Origin of the sequence: Arthrobacter sp., assembly GCF_031179985.1 — a bacterium.
Classification (GTDB): Bacteria; Actinomycetota; Actinomycetes; order Actinomycetales; family Micrococcaceae; genus Arthrobacter.
Genome location: NZ_JAPSHJ010000021.1, coordinates 54,649 through 71,941, shown reverse-complemented (window position 1 = coordinate 71,941; position 17,293 = coordinate 54,649). Strand labels below are relative to the sequence as shown.

The following is a 17,293-nucleotide window of genomic DNA, read 5'->3' as shown; positions in this document are numbered from 1 at the left end:
CCCCATGAGGAGCCATTGCTGTGGGTAAGCGATGCTGTGGCGTGGTGCCATCAAAAAGGTGGCGACTGGATCCGCAAGGCAGCTCCGCTGGTCCAGGACATCATCAACTGCGAGAGTTAAACAACGCGGGCCCGGCTCGTCATACCATTCCGGAAGACTGCCAGACCCACTTCTCAGGGCTACTGCCCCTTGCAACAACGATGTTACCCGAAAAGGCAACATTGGGAATACAGATTGTGAGAAACCTAACTCAATCTCACAACCCAATAAAGCAACCCGATTCAGGAAACGCGTGAGCCTCTACGTTCAATGGCTCCGCGTCATGATCCACCAGGCCAGGAGTCAATACCTGATGTGAGGCAGGAGATTCCAGTCTCCCATCCAACACCATCCAACGGCGGTTTGGATGATGTCTCACAGGGCCTCACGAGTGGACTCCGTGAGACCAACAGGGACGGGCAGAACAAGAGGTGGTCATCCGACTGGTCTGCCCGTCCCACACCAGGGTCAGCGTTTCTGGTCAAACCGGGGATATTGCTTGATAGTCGTGTCTCAACCACGGGGTGAGGTTTACCAGCCCGGAGGGCATAGCGTTGGCCCAGTCGAGAAGCTCAGGCGTGAGGTATGGGACAAATACATTTATCTGGATGTCTCCGCCGGGGCCAAGACCTTCACCAGCGGCGTGAAAATCCATAGGAGACCGGGCAAGGCTGTCGTGGGCTTGGGCGACTTGAGCTTTGGTATATGCGCTGGTCCGGACGAACAAGGACTGATCGGACAGCGGTTCCAGGACTTCCCGGGCTCGCTCAGGATTCGTGGCCAGAACGTACGTGCAGATTGTGGGTAGGTTCTCACTGGTCCTGACCGGGATGTTGGCACGCCAAAGAATAGTGCCATCCTCAAAGAGCTCTTGCACCCGACTATCCACCCGTTCGTCGTGATTGCCCGTGACGGGCACCCAACCGTTCGGAGGTTCGTTAGCCTCCATCAAGCTATGAAGGGACGTAGTTGGTTCTGTTGGCAGTGCGGTGCTCCTGACTCGCGTGACCGCAAGTGTAGTTTCCCGCCACAGCCCGGTGACACTCAAGATGTCTCCCTGGGTGAAGTCCGCAAGCTCACCCGACAGATCTTCCAAGGTGATGCCGGGGTAGTTCCTGTTGATGTCCGCTGCCGGAGTGAGACCGTGAGGTGGGAGTGCAAACAAAGTGGGCAACGGCTCGCTAAGGTCCAACTGACCTACGGCTGTCACATTATCGTTTCGGCGCAAAGGGCGGTGAGTCATCGTCATCCTCTAATGCAGTGGTGAACGGCCGGGTGCCGGCAACAGCTGGCGCCGACACCCGACCATGTCGCTCTAACAGTCAGCCGGAGCCAGGGACCCTGTTTCGCGAGCCTTTTCTGTGGTGGTTGTGGGATCGACTCTGCAACCGAAATCGTCAATAAACTCAAGAAACAGAGACCACTTACCTGCCTGAGTGCCACGCTGACAAAGCCAGTTGTTCACATCGGGCTGCGACCGAACCAAAGACTTGCCTCTGGCAGCGCAGGTTTCATAGCTGTAGAACCAATTGACTTCGTATGGCAACCAACTATTGGCATGGGCCGGAGCAGCACCAACAAGGCCCCCGGTCAGTAAGCAAAGTGCCACACCAATGCTGGTCGCTATTTTGCGTGCGGACGTTTTAACGCTCATTTTTCCCCCTGGAAAATGGTGTTTCGCTGACACGCGGAAGACTACGCACTCTCCGGGCAAATGCAAGTCAAACGACTCCGGGGCCGGCCTTGAGAGTTCCTCTAGTTGCCGCCATCCGTCCCGTCAGATGCCCCGGTCCTTCCGATTCTTCGGCTGCTATCCGTGTCAGGGCGATTGCAGCTGATTCAGCGTGAGTGTAGGGATGACTCATGGCCCACACGCAACCCGACGGTAGTTACCACGAGTCCATATGCTCAGCGGGGAGAGGTAGTTTCCGTGCCATTCGCCTATTTTCTGTCCGTGCGGACGGGTTCTCGCCAGTGCTCCTGGCTGAACTTTTCCAGCGCCGGAAACAGTGACCCGGGAGGGTCCTTCAGGAGATCCACCGGCCGGGATCCGGCAAGCACCCTGGAAGGGGTCATCATCCAGGCCGCGAAGCTGTTGTGCGGGATTCCCAGCGCCATCGCCCGGGTGAAGAGTTCTCTGACGTTGGGGTGGAGCTGGCCGCCGGGGAGGAACTGGAAGCCTGGGCAGAACGTCCCGTCGTCGATAAAGACGCGGAAGAGCCGGGTCATGACCGGTTCGGGATCTTCCATCAGTTCCGAAAGCCGCTGTCGGACCTGTGCCACAGCGGGGAGCGTGAACTCAGTCTTGATCCCGCCCCACACATGATCGCTGATGGGTGGCCAGTTGAAGGGCACTGTGGGCTAGTTCCCGTCGGTGATCGACTGCAGGAGCCATTGTTCCGATAGCGGGTCACGGCGCAGCGTGAAGGTCCGCAGCGCGGAGTTGGTGCCGAGCCTGTACCCGCCAGTATTCGACACTGACCAGGTTGCCGCTGCCCACTGCCGCCGTGCGCCGGGTATCCCACCAGGCGTCCCGGCCGAACCAATGCGCGGGATCGGCAGCGACGGCCCAAATCCTGCCGTCGTACCTGACCGCCAGTGGGCTGCCGGATGCCGTGAACCGGGGCGGATACCTCTGGTACGAGTTCGTCCAGGGGAAGGGAAAGCCGTGCCTGAGCACACTGTTCAGGCCCTCATCATGAGGGTCATGCCGCAGGCCAACATCACTGATGGGACCGGGACCACCATCCCGGTCAAGACTGCTGCCCAGGCGCGGAAGGTCCTGACCAGTACCGCCCGTCTGCACGGCAGAGCCATCACCGTCAAACAGCACGGCTACGACCCGGGCAACCCGGCTGCCGGCGGGAGTTGGTTTTTCAGCTGTTCGCGCCTAGTGCTTACGCAGCGCTCCAAATCCATTGATCAGCACTTCGAGACCTAGGGCGAACGCGACGTCCGCTGGCCTTTCATGGCCCAGCCGGGCCAGGCTCTCCACCGCGCCCGTGAAATTTGGCGTGCTGCCGGCCATGTCTCCCGGATCGAAGATGTCTGCTGGGGCTGTGACGTCGTACGCAGAGCCGAAGATGAACGATTCCAAAGCCACAATGGCGGGGATGATCTGTTCGGCTGGAAAGCCGGCGTCGCGAAACCCCGCGCTTACCGTCTCGTACATGGCCAGGGTCTGGGGAGCGTCCGTGACCGGGAGTACCGCGATGACGGGAATGAGGGGCGTGTGCTGTGCGAAAACGTCGCGGTAGCTCCAGGCCCATTGCCGCACGGCCTCGTCCCACGGTTCCCTGCCGAAAGGTGAGACGTCGACCAGGGCCGCAAGATGATCTTCCACAAGCAGGAGTACGTCGTCTTTGGAGGTGACGTGGTTATAAAGGGCGGAGGGTGCAACGTTCAGTGAACGGGCCAGTGCTGCCATAGTGAGGCCGTTGTAGCCGTTTTTTTCGATCAGCTTCAGTGCTGCAGCCGTAATTCCCGCCTTGTCCAAAACTGCCGACGACGGGCGTCCGGCCCTGCGGCGTTCCGCTTCTGCCCGGTGGGGAACCTCTCCGGAGGCGCGCGTGGATGCCGGCATTACTAACCTTTCTCAGATGGGTTTCCCAGCATTATTCCACCGCTCCCTTTCCGGGCGTCCCGGAACGCGCTATAGTTTCGTATAAATGAATGGCATTCATTTAGTGGTACGCATCACCTTGCGGCCGGAGAAAGGGACATCATGCTGGAACTTGATCGCGACGTCGTCGTCGTGGGTGCGGGACCATCGGGGCTTACCGCAGCCCGTGAACTGAATAAAGCAGGCCTCAGCGTCGCTGTGCTGGAAGCCAGGGACCGTGTGGGCGGCCGCACGTGGACCGACACGGTTGATGGAGCCATGCTGGAAATCGGCGGGCAATGGGTTTCTCCCGACCAGTCGGCTCTTATGGAGCTGCTGGAGGAGCTGGGCCTGTCCCTCTATTCCCGTTACAGGAGCGGCGATTCCATCTATATAGGTGCCGACGGTAGACGCCACCGGTATTCGGGGGGATCGTTTCCCGTTGGTGAAGCAACAGCAGCGGAAATGGACAAGCTGATTGCCCAGCTGGACGGGCTCGCAGCAGAGATCGGTGCAAAAGAGCCCTGGGCCCATCCGAAGGCGCGCGAACTGGACACCATCTCGTTCCATCATTGGCTTCGCCGCCATTCTTCCGACGAGGAGGCCTGCAACAATATCGGGCTGTTCATTGCCGGTGGAATGCTCACCAAACCTGCCCACGCCTTTTCAGCACTCCAGGCTGTCCTGATGGCAGCGTCCGCCGGGTCTTTCAGTCACCTGACCGACGAGGACTTCATCCTCGATAAGCGGGTTGTCGGCGGAATGCAACAGGTCTCCCTGTTGCAGGCAGCGGAACTGGGTGACGACGTCGTACTTAACAGTCCTGTTCGCACGATCAACTGGGCGGAAGGCAGCGATTCTGCAACAGCGGCCGGCGACATCTCGGCCCACCGCGTGACAGTTCTTGCCGAGCGCGCCATGGTCAGGGCCCGCTTTGTGATTATGGCGGTGCCGCCAAACCTGTACTCCCGCGTCTCCTTCAATCCACCGCTTCCGCGCCGTCAGCACCAGATGCACCAGCACCAGTCTTTGGGTCTGGTCATCAAGGTCCACGCGGTGTATCCGACACCCTTCTGGCGGGACGAAGGGCTGTCCGGGACATGCTTTAGCGCAGGTTCCCTGGTGCAGGAGGTCTACGACAACACCAACTACGGGGACACCCGCGGCACACTCGTTGGCTTTATTTCTGATGAAAAGGCGGACGCCGTCTTTGAACTGGACGAAGCCCACCGCCGTCGGGCGGTTCTGGAATCCATTGCCGGGTTCCTGGGTGACAAGGCCCTTGAGCCGGAGGTGTACTACGAATCCGATTGGGGCTCGGAGGAGTGGACGCGGGGCGCTTATGCCTCAAGCTACGACCTCGGCGGGTTGCATCGCTATGGCAAGGATCAGCATGCGCCCGTTGGGCCCATCTTCTGGTCCTCTTCCGACCTCGCCGCCGAGGGCTACCAGCATGTTGATGGAGCCGTCCGGATGGGCCAGTTGACGGCTGCGCGAATTGTGGAGGCGGCCGGAAGCGGCGACCTTCCGCTGACCGGCGGCGGGAAAGTCACCGTTCCGGCATAGTGGTCACTGCCGGTGCCATCTCGGGCTTTATCGGTGTGACAGTGCCGAGTCGATCAGTACTTCGGCAGCCGCACGGGCTTGCCTGGCCGGCTCGGCGCTGCCGGAGATGGCCGCAGTGGTCTGTGCCCCCTCGGCAAGGATGGCGAGCTGCGGCGCCAAATAAGGCGGCGCGCCGATCTCGGCCGTGAGCGTTGAAAGGTACTTCTGGAAGCCATCCTTGTGGCTTCGTACGATCTCAGCGACGCGCGGAGATGTGCCTCCAAGCTCACCGAAGGAGTTGATGAAGGCGCACCCCCGAAAGTCCTCCTCGGAGAACCAGGAGGCGAGGAAGTCGTAGATGGCCAGGAGCCGCTCACGGGGTTGGATCTCGCGGGCTACGGCTGTTGCCACTCCCTCCGTCCATTTGCGGTGACGGCCCAGCAGGACCTGTTCAACGATCGCGTCTTTTGACGGAAACAGCCGGTAGAGCCGCTTGAGCGAGATTCCGGACGCGCTGCGAAGCTCATCCATCCCGACGCCTTGGACGCCTTTGGCATAAAACAGTCGGTCCGCCGCTTCAAGAGCTGCCTCACGCAAGGCATCATCATCAGGCGACCCGGAAGACCCCCTCGTCAGGGGTGCACTCACATTTGCCACCGGATCTCCTCACTTCTTCAGCTTGACTTGCGCGGATAACGATCGTTCTCTATAGTAGTTCATGCAACCAGAGAACGCTCGTTCTCTGCAATCGAAAGGATTATCCCATGGCTTTCATTACGGTTGGAACAGAAAACAGCACTGACATCGAGCTGTACTACGAGGACCATGGCGCCGGCCAGCCTGTGGTGCTCATCCACGGTTACCCGCTGGATGGCCATTCCTGGGAGAAGCAGAGCGCGGCCTTGCTCAGCGCCGGCTACCGGGTCATCACCTATGACCGCCGGGGTTTCGGGCGCTCAAGCCAGCCCACCGCCGGATACGACTACGACACCTTCGCAGGCGATCTGAACGTCTTGCTCGAAACCCTCGACCTCCGCGACGCCGTCCTGGTGGGCTTCTCGATGGGGACAGGCGAGGTGGGGCGCTACCTGGGCACGTATGGCTCCGGACGTATTGCCAAAGCAGCTTTCCTCGCGTCCCTGGAACCGTTCCTCCTGCGGACAGAAGACAACCCCGAAGGCGTCCCGCAGGAGGTCTTCGACGGAATACTCGACGCCGTCACCACCGACCGCTACGCCTACTTCTCCGACTTCTACAAGAACTTCTACAACACAGAAGAGAACCTGGGAAGCAGGCTCTCCGAGGAGGCCCTGCGCAACAGCTGGAATGTCGCTGCCGGCGCTTCCTGGTACGCCTCGAGTGCTGCTGTGCCCACCTGGACCACGGATTTCAGGGCGGACATTCCGAAGATCGACGTCCCTGCACTCATTCTGCATGGAACGGCGGACAACATCCTCCCCATCGACGCTACCGGGCGGCCGTTCTACAAGGCTCTGCCCACAGCGGACTACGTTGAGATCGAGGGAGCTCCGCACGGCCTTCTGTGGACCCATGCTGAGGAAGTGAACGAGGCATTGCTCGCGTTCCTCGCGAAGTAGATCCCAGTTGGGCATCCCCGTTGCAGCCGCGGATGCCCAACTCCGGATCTCTTACTTGGACGGCAACCCTCCCTAAATGGTGCGGGGAGCGCGGGCCAGGTTTGCAGCAAGTTCATCTGCGTTCTGGCGCACAACGTAAGCCGGCCGGTCCCGCTCCACTCGCCAACTGTCGGACAGCGGGCCAATGTTCACGGTGTCGAATCCAGATTCGTCATACAGCCGACTGACCAGTTCAACGGCTTCCGGATAGTCGCTGGAGGTGGCCAACGCCCGCCTGTCCCGGGCCCCGGACGGCGCTCCGGTGGTCGTAATTTCCTTGGCCATGATGTGGTTGAAGCCCTTGGCCACCTTGGCTTCAGCCAGGTGCTCCTGCAGGAGGCCCGAAGTGGTTGCCTACCCGTTGTCCAAGGTTTCAATACGGCCGTCACGCTCAAAGTAGTAGGTGTTGGTGTCCACCACGATCTTTCCGGCCAGCGGTTCTGCCGGAACGTCCTTGTAGTTCTTCAGGGGACAGTGACGACGGCGAAATCGCCGGCGGCAGCAGCCTCCTGGGGCGTCGCGGCCTTGACGCTCGGGCCAACTGAGCTGCACCTCGGATTATTCCCTTGGATCCCCCCGGGCTCCGCGTTCACAGGCCTGCGGCCCGGGCGTAGCCTTGGCAACATGCGACTGAAAATGTGCAGCATCCATGTGAAGGACCCCGCAGCGGCCCATGAGTTTTATACAAGCATTCTGGGTTTCGAAACGATGATGGCAATGCCTGAATACAACCTCTACATCGTGAAAGATCCGGACAGCAGCGGGGATGCCGGCAAAGGAGGAGTAGGCCTCCTGCTGGAACCCAGCGACAATCCCATTGGCGCCGGGTACATGAACGGCCTGCACGATTCAGGGATGCCTGCCATAGTCCTGGGCGTCCAGGATGTCCGGGCTGAGTACAAGCGGCTCTCCGCCCAGGGCGTAATTTTCCAGTCTGAGCCTGCTGATGGTGCCACGGGGATTTCGGTTGTGCTGGATGATGGCTGCGGAAACTACGTACAGCTGCATCAGGACTGAAACGGAAGTTTCGTTTCCCACATTTCAGGACTTCATCCAGGATTGTTGAACAATCCGGAAAAATCAGGCATGATGGTGGAGTAGCCAACCTGAGACGAGGGTCACAATGCCTTTCATTGATCTGAACAGCGACGTCGGAGAGTCCTTCGGCAACTGGACCATGGGCGATGACGCCGCCGTTTTCCGCCATGTTTCCAGTGCCAACGTGGCCTGCGGCTTCCACGCAGGCGATCCAAGCACCATTGCGCAGACCTGTCGCGACGCGGTTGCCGCAGGGGTCACCATTGGGGCCCATGTGGGCTATCGCGACCTCGCCGGCTTTGGCCGACGGTTCCTGGACTGCTCTGCCACAGAGCTCGCGGACGACGTTCTGTACCAGCTCGGAGCCCTGCAGGCCCTGGCCAAGGCGGCAGGCTCGGACGTTAGGTACGTCAAACCCCACGGGGCTCTGTACAACACGATCGTCCACCACGAAGTCCACGCCCAGGCGGTGGTAGACGCCGTCCATGCCTTCAGCCCCGGGCTCCCGCTACTGCTCCTCCCCGGCTCGGTGGCCTTGCACAAGGCAGCCTCACGCGGCCTGCCTGCCCTCTCGGAGGCCTTTGCCGACCGTGCCTACAATCCCGACGGCACACTGGTGTCCCGCCGGGAAGAGGGTGCGGTGCTGCACAACAACGATGTGATCACCGGGAATATGGTCCGGCTCGCAACCGAGGGCAAAATCGTGGCGCGGGACGGGTCCATCCTTGATGTGCGGGCCGACAGTATCTGCGTGCACGGAGACACCGCAGGTGCTGTAGCCATGGCCGGCGCAGTCCGTGCCGGACTCGAAGCCGCCGGCGTCACCGTGCGGAGCTTTGCATGAGCATTATCGGAATCCGCTGGGCCGGCCCGAGGGCGTTGCTGGTGGAACTGACCGACCTCGGGTCCGTGCTTGCTTTCCATCACCGGCTGCAGGCGGAGCCGTTCCCCGGCCAGCTCGACGCCGTCGCTGCTGCTGCTACCGTGCTGGTGAAATTCGCAACGCACCCGCAGGCCCTCGCAGCCCGCGCCGTCGTGGGCGATTTTGACGTGGACGGGCTGCACCACGAAGGCGGACGTGAGGTCACCATTGAGGTGGTGTACGACGGCGAGGATCTCGCCGAGGTGGGCAGGCTCACCGGACTTGGGGCCGACGGCGTCGTAGCCGCCCATACCAGCCAGGTCTGGACCGCGGCTTTCGGCGGCTTCGCCCCCGGCTTCACCTACCTCGTGGGCGAAAACCGCAGCCTCACAGTCCCGCGGAGGATTTCCCCCCGTACAGCGGTTCCCGCCGGCGCCGTGGCTTTGGGCGGCGAGTTCTCAGCCGTGTATCCGCGTCAATCGCCCGGCGGGTGGCAGCTGATCGGGCGCACGTCGGCGGTTCTCTGGGATCTCGGCCGGGAGGAGCCAGCCCTCATCCGCCCTGGAGACAAGGTCCGCTATGTGGCGGTCGGAGCTGCCGAAGCGGGCCTGGCACCCACGCGCGTTTTAGGCGCCGAGGCAATGAAGAGCCCGTTACACAATGAGTTGATGTATGGCCTGGTTGTGGAGTCGCCCGGGTTGCAGTCGCTAGTGCAGGATCTGGGACGGCCGGGACTTGGCGATCTTGGCGTGTCGGCATCCGGGGCGGCCGACCAGCAATCAGCCCGCCAGGCCAACAGGCTGGTAGGGAACGAGCCCGGCGCTGCCGTCGTCGAGAACCTCCTCGGCGGACTGACCGTGCGGGCAAAGGGTGACCAGGTGTTGGCGGTGGCAGGCGCCAAGGCTCCGCTCGAGATCCGTTCGGCAGATGGTGCTGCCTTGCGTCGTCCCATCGGCTGCGCTCCCTTTGCATTGCTCGACGGCGAAAGCCTTACCCTTGGCGCTCCATCCTCCGGGCTGCGTTGTTACGTGGCGGCCCGCGGCGGTTTTGCTGTTCCGCCGGTGCTCGGCAGCCGGTCCACTGACTCGATGTCCGGGGTTGGGCCGCCGCCGCTGGTCTTGGGAACTGAACTGCCGGTGGCCCGGGTTGAGGGTCTCCGCCCAGTGGGCCGGCCGGAAGCCTCCACCCTCCGGCAAGGGTCAGGAACAGCTGAGCTCCGGATCACCTTCGGCCCGCGGGATGACTGGTTCACGGAAGAGGCATTGGAAATTTTTGCAGGCCAGGAATGGCATGTGACGGAGCAGTCGAACCGGATCGGCGTCCGTCTTGTTCCTGATGCCACTACAGGTGAATCCCTCATCCGCAGCCGCGAAGGCGAGCTGGCCAGCGAAGGCGCCGTGGCCGGCGCCCTCCAGGTTCCGCCGAGCGGCAACCCTGTTCTTTTCCTCGCCGATCATCCTGTGACGGGCGGCTATCCGGTGATCGCCGTCGTCGTCCCCGAAGACCTTCCGACGGCGGCACAGCTGCCGCCAGGCCACCGGGTCCGGTTCACCGCAGTGGACCCCTCCACACTGGAACCCCTTGTGCGAGCCGTACCGCTTCATCACCCTGCACCCGCCCTGAGCGCCGTAATTTCCGAAGGAATCCCGTCATGAAAAAGGTCCTGATCGCCAACCGCGGCGAGATTGCCGTACGAATTGCCCGTGCCTGCTCCGACGCCGGCCTGCAGTCTGTTGCCGTTTATTCAGATCCCGACGCCGATGCCCTCCACGTGCGGTTGGCGGACGAGGCCTATGCCCTGAGCGGGTCCTCTGGTGGCGAGACATACCTTGATATGGCCAAACTGATCGGCGTGGCACGCCGCGCCGGGGCCGACGCCGTCCATCCTGGTTACGGGTTCCTTTCCGAGAATGCCGACTTCGCCCAGGCGGTGATGGATGCGGGGCTGACCTGGATTGGCCCCACGCCGCAGTCCATCCGCGAATTGGGCAACAAAGTAACGGCCCGCGACATCGCGGTACGGGCAGGCGCCCCCTTAGTGCCCGGCAGCGACGGTCCGGTGGCGAACGCCGGCGAGGTACTCGCGTTCGCCCAGGAATACGGCCTCCCGGTGGCTATCAAGGCGGCGTTCGGCGGCGGCGGCCGAGGGCTGAAGGTGGCAAGGCGCCTTGAGGACATTGAAGACGCCTTCGAGTCCGCCGTCCGTGAATCCACCGTGGCGTTTGGCCGGGGGGAGTGCTTCGTGGAGCGTTTCCTCGACCAGCCTCGGCACGTCGAGGCCCAGGTCCTGGCGGACGTCCACGGCAACGTGGTGGTGCTGGGGACGCGTGACTGCTCCCTGCAACGCCGCAACCAGAAGCTGGTGGAGGAGGCCCCTGCCCCGTTCCTGACGGCGGAGCAGCGCGCCCAGATCCACGCCTCCGCCAAGGCAATTTGCCGGGAGGCCAACTATCACGGTGCCGGAACGGTCGAGTATCTCGTGGGCAAGGACGGCATCATCTCCTTCCTGGAGGTGAACACCCGGCTTCAAGTGGAGCATCCGGTGACGGAGGAAACTTCGGGCGTGGACCTGGTTCGCGAACAATTCCGCATAGCTTCCGGCGGTGTCCTGCCTTTCACCGAAGACCCGGAACCCCGTGGACACGCTTTTGAATTCAGGCTTAACGCTGAAGATCCCGCGCGTGGCTTCCTGCCCGGTCCGGGAACCGTGGACATCTTCGAGCCACCAACAGGGCCTGGCATCCGCGTTGATTCCGGGGTCCGTTCCGGATCGGTGGTACCCGGCGACTACGACTCGCTGATGGCAAAACTGATCGTTTATGGCGAGGACCGTCCCCAGGCACTTCGCCGGGCACGGGCCGCCCTCGATGAGATGCAGATCAAGGGGTTGCCCACTGTGTTGCCATTTCACCGGGCCGTGGTGCGTCATCCCGATTTCATCGCTGAAGAGCGTTTGGGAGTCCACACAACCTGGATTGAGAACGAGTTCGCCCAACCCCTCGCAGCCTCACCCGAGATCGCCCGCACCGCGCCGGACGCAGCCCGTAACACGATTACGGTGGAGCTGGACGGCAAAGCAGTGCAGCTTGGTTTGCCCGCCCGGCTTTATGAGGCACTCCTGAGCGGGGGCGGTGGTTCAGGTGCGCTTGCCGGCGCAGGTCCTTCCGCCGGTGACTCCCCAGGAGCCGACGACGCCAGTCTCACCTCGCCGATGTCCGGCTCGCTGGTGAAGTGGCTGGTGGAGACTGGTGATGCTGTGAAAACAGGTCAGCCGGTGGCCGTTCTGGAGGCCATGAAAATGGAAACCACTGTCGCTGCCCACCGTGCAGGGATTCTGGCGAGAGGCCCGCAGGAGGCGGGCACCGCCGTCGGAAGCGGCGAGGTCCTCGCGAAGATCGTGTGAATTTGAAGGTCAGGCGCGGGCTACTGCGGGCGCCTCACCCTGACTGGCGGCTGACGCACTGAAGGGCGGGCTTTCGCCCGCCCTTCAGTATGAGCATTCCCACCGACCAGGAAAGCTCCTTAGGTCAGTGGGCCCCGAGTCAGACGCGGCTTCTGCGGCCGGCAACCGCACCGTAGATAGCGAGAACTATGACGGCGCCGAGAATGGCCAACAGCCAAGTCCGGAGATCAAAGAACTCACCAAGACCTCCACCAAAAATCAGCGAACCGATCCATCCGCCGAGTATTGCTCCGACGACACCCAAAACGAGTGTGACGACCCATCCTCCGCCTTGCCGGCCCGGAAGGATGGCTTTAGCAATTGCTCCAGCAATGAGACCGAGCAGGAGAAATCCGAGAATTCCCATGACTGCACTTCCCTTTCATTATGGCAATGCCGACGGGTATCGGCCCATGTCATGAGTTAATCAGCATCCTTACTATCCTGCAAGCGTTTTGTTTGACGACTTGCCTGCATGGTCACTCGGCGCAGACACACGAAAGCGGCGACTGGGGCTATCCGGGGGGACATGATCCAATCGCCGCTTTGGTGTTCCCGGAGCGGATCCGGAAGCCTTGGGTGGCAGTTCTTGTGGTGCCTTTTCGTGTGAGTGTTTGGACGGGTGCTACGACCAAGGCCGTAGCACCCGCACTCCACTACGCCTTGCGGCGGCGGGACACCACGGTCAGGGCCAGTCCTCCAAGCAGGAGCACACCAGCCACGCCGGCTGCGATGAAGGCAACGCCACCGGTGTTAGCGAGCGAACCCCCCGTGTTTGCCAGCGGAGCGCCGGCATCCTTCTTGGTGACGGGCGTTTCGGTTGCGTCCTCCGGTGAGAGTGCTACCCCACCAAGACCGAGGGCCTTGGCGCTGGCCACATTCTCGATGGGATTGCCGGATGCAACATCAGCGGCCTGCACGGTGTAGTCGGCAGTGCAGATAACAGACTTACCAGGGGCCACTGTGGTGGCGGGGCAGGAGACGGTTACCCCCGCGGCCGTCAGCCGGGGATCATCAATCTGAAGATCATTCAGAGTGACTGTTCCCGTGTTGGTAGCCGTGAAGGTGTACTTGATGACTTCCCCTGCGTCGGCCACGCCGTCGCCATCGCCGTCACTCAGTGCATTGTCCTTCTCAAGCTTGAGATCCTGAGTCACGTGGGCCTGGGTGGAGGTGGTGTCCGGGACGGAAACCACCGGTTCCATACCAGCCGGAGGTGTTCCGGCTGCGGTGGCCACGTTGTCGATAGATCCCGCATCGACGTCGGCCTGGGTCACTACGTACCGCTCATCTGCCGAGCACGTTGTAGATGCTCCCGGTGCAAGGACAGTTTCGGAGCAGGTCACGCTACCGGCCTTGGGATCATCGACCCGGACATCCGTGATGGTTACCTTGCCCGTGTTGGTGACTGTGAAGCTGTACTGGATAGCCTCGTCCACATCGGCCAACTGGTCGCTGTCGCCGTCAATCAGTTCTGCATTCTTTTCGATCAGCAGTTCCGCGGAGCGTGCAATTGCCGTTGTGGTTGAGTCCTCGTTTGAGACTGTGGGCTCGTCGTCGGGGTCGATTCCCTCTCCCGTGGCAACGTTTACAACCCGACCAGCATCCACATCGGCTTGTGTGATCACGTACAGCTCATCGGCCGAGCAGTCGGTTGACTGGCCCACTGCGAGCTGAAGCTCCTCACAGGTAACACTGCCCGCAATGGGATCGTTGACCTCGATCTCGCGGACTGGAACGTTGCCGTCGTTGGTCACCAGGAATGTGAACTGGATTGTGTCGCCGGCATCAACCGAATCGTTGCTGTTGACGTCGACAGGTTCCCCTGCTGTTTTCTCCAGCGTCAGCACCGGTGCCTGTTCGGTTACAGGCGTGTTGGTTGAATCGGGATCCGACTCCACCTCAACATCATCCGGATCGGTTCCCGTTGCCCGCGCCGTATTGGCCACGACGTTCGCCGTCTCATCTTCCGCAGTGATGGTGTACAGCGTTTCCGCTGAACAGTCGGTGAAGGCCGTCGGAGCCAGGGCGGTCACGCCGCAAAGCACTGTTCCGACGAGAGGGTCCACCACGGCTATGGAGCCGACCGGAACATTCCCATCATTAGTGACCCGGAAGGTGTACTGGATGGTGTCACCGGCATCGGTGATCCCGGAGTTGTTGACATCCGTCGGGTTACCGGCGGTCTTTTCAATCACCAGGGAGGGATTCGGCAGCGTTACTTCAGTGGTAGTGGTATCAGGTACGGAAGTCACAGTGCCGCCATCGGGATCGGTACCGGTGCTGGTGGCGGTGTTATCCACGGAACCGGATACCTCGTTGGCTTCAGTCACAACATAGACTGCGTCCGCAGCACATGTTGCCGACTGTCCGACAGCCAAAGTGATGGGGTCACCAGCGGGCACGGCGGGCGTGACCGTACAGGTGACATCGCCAACCATCGGATCGTTAACGGCGACGTCGTGGACTGGGACGTTTCCGGTGTTCGTCACAGCGAAGGTGTACTGAATGGTGTCACCCGCGTCGGTGATTCCGGAGTTGTTGACGTCCACGGGTGCTCCGGCAGCCTTTTCGATAGACAGGGCCGGTGCCGGCACGGTGACCGGTGTGGATGTGGTGTCCTCTTCCGAGTCCACCCGAGCGTCGTCTGGGTCAATGCCGGTCGCAGTGGCGGAATTATCAACGGAACCGGCGGCCTCGTCGTCTTCTGTCACCACGTACAGTTCGTCTGCGGCACAATCGGTGGATGCCCCTGCGATCAGGGTTGTGCTGGTGCAGGTGACGCTGCCGATCAAAGGATCGTTGACGGCGGCGTCGTGGACTGTCACGTTCCCTGAGTTGGTGACGGTGAACGTGTACTGGATGGTGTCTCCAGCGTCAGTAATCCCTGAACTGTTCAGGTCCGCGGGTGCCCCGGCGGTCTTCTCGATGCTCAGCGCGGGCTGCGGGACGATGACCTCTGTGGTGGTCACATCGGGGTCGGATACAACGGGGTCGCGGTCAGGGTCAATACCCTCAGCGGTGGCGGAGTTGTCCACGGATCCGTTAGCCTCGTCAGCTTCGGTGACTACATATACAGCGTTTGCGGCACATTCTGTGGACTGGCCAGGAGCCAGTGTGGTCTGTTCACAGCTCACAGTAATTGGCGGATTGAGTCCGCTGAGCAGGCCGTCGTCGATAACCAGGTCAGTCACAGCGACATTTCCGTTATTGCTGGCCCGGAAGGAGTACTGGATGGTGTCTCCGGCGTCGGTGATTCCCGAGTCATTGACGTCCACGGGTTCCCCGGCAGTCTTTTCGAGCGTCAACAGGTTCTGCTGCGCCGTCACCACTGTGCGGGTACTGTCGGGGTCCGATGCAACAGGAGCATTGTCCGGGCCGACGCCGTTTGCCGTGGCCGTGTTCACCACTTCACCGGCCGCTTCATCGGCTGCCGTAACCGTGTACAGCTGACCTGCGGTGCAGATGGTGGAAGCTCCTGGCGCCAGAGTGGTTTCCAGGCAGGTAACTGCAATCGCCGGGTTTTGGCCCGACAGAAGGTTATCGGCAATGGCCAGGTCTGTGAGCGGGAGATTTCCGTCGTTGGTGACGTTGAATGTGTACTGGATAGTGTCGCCTGCGTCGGTGATTCCGGAGTTGTTGACGTCCGTGGGTGTCCCTGCTTGCTTATCCAGTAAAAGGGACGGATCCTGCTCGATCACAGTGGTAGTGGTGTCCTCGTCCGTCGCGGGGGGTAGCCCGGCGACGGTCCCGGTAGCGGTCGCATCGTTCACTACCTCACCGGCATTGACGTCGTTTTGTGTGAGCGTGTAAGGCTCGGCTGTGCAGGTGGTTGTTGCGCCAACTGCCAACGGGCCCGGGGGACACGTCACTGTGCCAACCAAGGGATCGGTTACCGTCACTGCCTCCAGTGGCACTGTGCCGGTGTTGGTCACATCGAAGGTGTACGTCACGGTGGAACCGGCAGTATTGCCTGTCGCTGCGCCGGCTTGCTTATCCAACGTAACGCCGGTCACCTGCGCGGCATTGGTGAACGTGCAGACTATGGCTACGCCTGCTGCACCGGCATCCGGCATGATGAATTCACCGCTGGTACCTGTCCCGCTGGCGATCGTGCCGCCAGTGTTGTCGTTGATACAGGTCCAGCTTGAGGCGTATCCGTAAGCCGTCGGGCCGCTCGGAGCACTGCCTGCCCCGCTTTCGGAAATGGTGTAGGTGTTGCCTGCGCGGCCAAAGACCGGGCCGGCGATCTCAGCTGGCTCATCCTGGAGTCCTGGGTCGGAGCCTGCGGTAGTGCCGTCAATGCCCGCAGGCAGCCCTCCGCCGCTCAGGGCCACGGTCACCTGGTCGGTTGGAGCAACGCGACCTGCCGGAAAATCCTTTTGCACCGAGATGGTGTTGGGAGTGGCGCAGGAAGCGAGATCCACTGATCCGGTTTGCGAGAAGGGCTGGGTGCTGATCACTGCGCCGGTCACGGGGTCTACCTGGCGCAGGTTGGTGCCGCTGCCCAGATAAAGCATTCCGTCGCCGCCAAAAGCGATACCGTTTATTGTCTGCGTGGTCACGATGGAAACGATCTGGGTGCCGGTGACTGTGATGGGCGCGCCCGGGGACGTCGGTAGCTGCTGGTCGATAACAGTAAGGACGCTCTCGGCGTTTCCACCACCGATGACGTAAAGACGGCCCTGCCGGTCGAAAGCCCAGTCGCCGCTGCCGCCGGCATTGGGAATTGTTCCGCTGGCTACGAGGCCGATCGACGTGTTGGTGACTGTGTTGAATCCGTAAATCTCAAGGATGCCTGCCCTGAATCCGCCGTAGTAGTAGAACCCGGTGTCGGGGTTGATTGCACCATGCGTGATAGGGGTATCTACCTCACCGGCGCCGAGAGCGGTGGTGGTGTCCGTCGCCCGGTCAAGGCGGTAGATTGTTCGGCCCGCATCAGCAGTGGGAAGAACACCGAAGGCGGCACTTCCATCAGCGGCAATCCCGAGGCCGTTGAGACTCGTCGTTGAAGCCGGGATGTCGAATGTGCCCACACTGGTCTGGGTGCCCGTGTCTGTGTCCACCACCCACAAATTGCGCGGAGACGCGCCCTGGATGGAATAGACGGACTCGCATGCGAGCGGTGG

The 17,293-nt window shown here is 61.7% G+C and carries 12 protein-coding genes and 2 pseudogenes; 6 read left to right on the top strand and 8 right to left on the bottom strand.

Annotated features, from left to right (window positions below):
* Positions 1–520 precede the first annotated feature (520 nt).
* The 4 genes and pseudogenes from RIN13_RS11755 to RIN13_RS11740 form a co-directional block, all read right to left on the bottom strand.
* Entirely contained in the window at positions 521–916 is a 396-nt protein-coding gene (locus RIN13_RS11755) for a hypothetical protein (protein WP_309107518.1), read from the bottom strand.
* A gap of 1,064 nt (positions 917–1,980) precedes the next feature.
* The gene (locus RIN13_RS11750) at positions 1,981–2,394 is read right to left on the bottom strand and encodes an antitoxin Xre/MbcA/ParS toxin-binding domain-containing protein (protein WP_309107517.1); all 414 of its coding nucleotides are present in this window, start codon (positions 2,392–2,394) and stop codon (positions 1,981–1,983) included.
* A gap of 6 nt (positions 2,395–2,400) precedes the next feature.
* Positions 2,401–2,638, bottom strand: a pseudogene (locus tag RIN13_RS11745) (hypothetical protein).
* A 291-nt stretch (positions 2,639–2,929) separates the two neighbouring features.
* Positions 2,930–3,622, bottom strand: a complete 693-nt coding sequence (locus tag RIN13_RS11740; protein WP_309107516.1) for a TetR family transcriptional regulator — start codon at positions 3,620–3,622, stop codon at positions 2,930–2,932.
* A gap of 141 nt (positions 3,623–3,763) precedes the next feature.
* Here RIN13_RS11740 and RIN13_RS11735 point away from each other — a divergent pair, with 141 nt between their 5' ends.
* Positions 3,764–5,206: an NAD(P)/FAD-dependent oxidoreductase gene (locus RIN13_RS11735; protein ID WP_309107515.1), complete on the top strand. Its 1,443-nt coding sequence runs from the start codon at positions 3,764–3,766 to the stop codon at positions 5,204–5,206.
* 27 nt (positions 5,207–5,233) lie between these two features.
* Here RIN13_RS11735 and RIN13_RS11730 read toward each other — a convergent pair whose 3' ends face one another.
* Entirely contained in the window at positions 5,234–5,842 is a 609-nt protein-coding gene (locus RIN13_RS11730) for a TetR/AcrR family transcriptional regulator (protein WP_375164765.1), read from the bottom strand.
* A 107-nt stretch (positions 5,843–5,949) separates the two neighbouring features.
* Between RIN13_RS11730 and RIN13_RS11725 the strand changes: the two genes are divergently transcribed.
* Positions 5,950–6,783 (top strand): alpha/beta hydrolase, encoded by an 834-nt coding sequence (locus tag RIN13_RS11725; RefSeq protein ID WP_309107514.1) that lies wholly within the window; start codon positions 5,950–5,952, stop codon positions 6,781–6,783.
* Positions 6,784–6,855: 72 nt separating this feature from the next.
* On the opposite strand, the pseudogene RIN13_RS11720 reads toward RIN13_RS11725, so the two are convergent.
* Positions 6,856–7,361: pseudogene (locus tag RIN13_RS11720) on the bottom strand (NADPH-dependent F420 reductase); the annotation flags it as partial.
* 85 nt (positions 7,362–7,446) lie between these two features.
* Between RIN13_RS11720 and RIN13_RS11715 the strand changes: the two are divergent.
* From RIN13_RS11715 to RIN13_RS11700, 4 genes are all read left to right on the top strand, one after another.
* Positions 7,447–7,839 (top strand): VOC family protein, encoded by a 393-nt coding sequence (locus tag RIN13_RS11715; RefSeq protein ID WP_309107513.1) that lies wholly within the window; start codon positions 7,447–7,449, stop codon positions 7,837–7,839.
* A gap of 106 nt (positions 7,840–7,945) precedes the next feature.
* The gene (locus tag RIN13_RS11710; protein ID WP_309107512.1) at positions 7,946–8,704 is read left to right on the top strand and encodes a 5-oxoprolinase subunit PxpA; all 759 of its coding nucleotides are present in this window, start codon (positions 7,946–7,948) and stop codon (positions 8,702–8,704) included.
* Positions 8,701–10,377, top strand: a complete 1,677-nt coding sequence (locus RIN13_RS11705; protein WP_309107511.1) for a 5-oxoprolinase/urea amidolyase family protein — start codon at positions 8,701–8,703, stop codon at positions 10,375–10,377. The genes RIN13_RS11710 and RIN13_RS11705 overlap by 4 nt, the downstream gene beginning before the upstream one ends.
* Positions 10,374–12,125, top strand: a complete 1,752-nt coding sequence (locus tag RIN13_RS11700; protein ID WP_309107510.1) for a biotin carboxylase N-terminal domain-containing protein — start codon at positions 10,374–10,376, stop codon at positions 12,123–12,125. The genes RIN13_RS11705 and RIN13_RS11700 overlap by 4 nt, the downstream gene beginning before the upstream one ends.
* Positions 12,126–12,264: 139 nt before the next feature.
* Here the strand turns inward: RIN13_RS11700 and RIN13_RS11695 are convergent, their stop codons facing one another.
* Both RIN13_RS11695 and RIN13_RS11690 read right to left on the bottom strand, forming a co-directional pair.
* Positions 12,265–12,531 (bottom strand): GlsB/YeaQ/YmgE family stress response membrane protein, encoded by a 267-nt coding sequence (locus RIN13_RS11695; protein ID WP_247041639.1) that lies wholly within the window; start codon positions 12,529–12,531, stop codon positions 12,265–12,267.
* A 289-nt stretch (positions 12,532–12,820) separates the two neighbouring features.
* Complete coding sequence (locus RIN13_RS11690) at positions 12,821–17,230, bottom strand: hypothetical protein (protein WP_309107509.1); 4,410 nt, start codon at positions 17,228–17,230, stop codon at positions 12,821–12,823.
* Between the last annotated feature and the right edge of the window lie 63 nt (positions 17,231–17,293).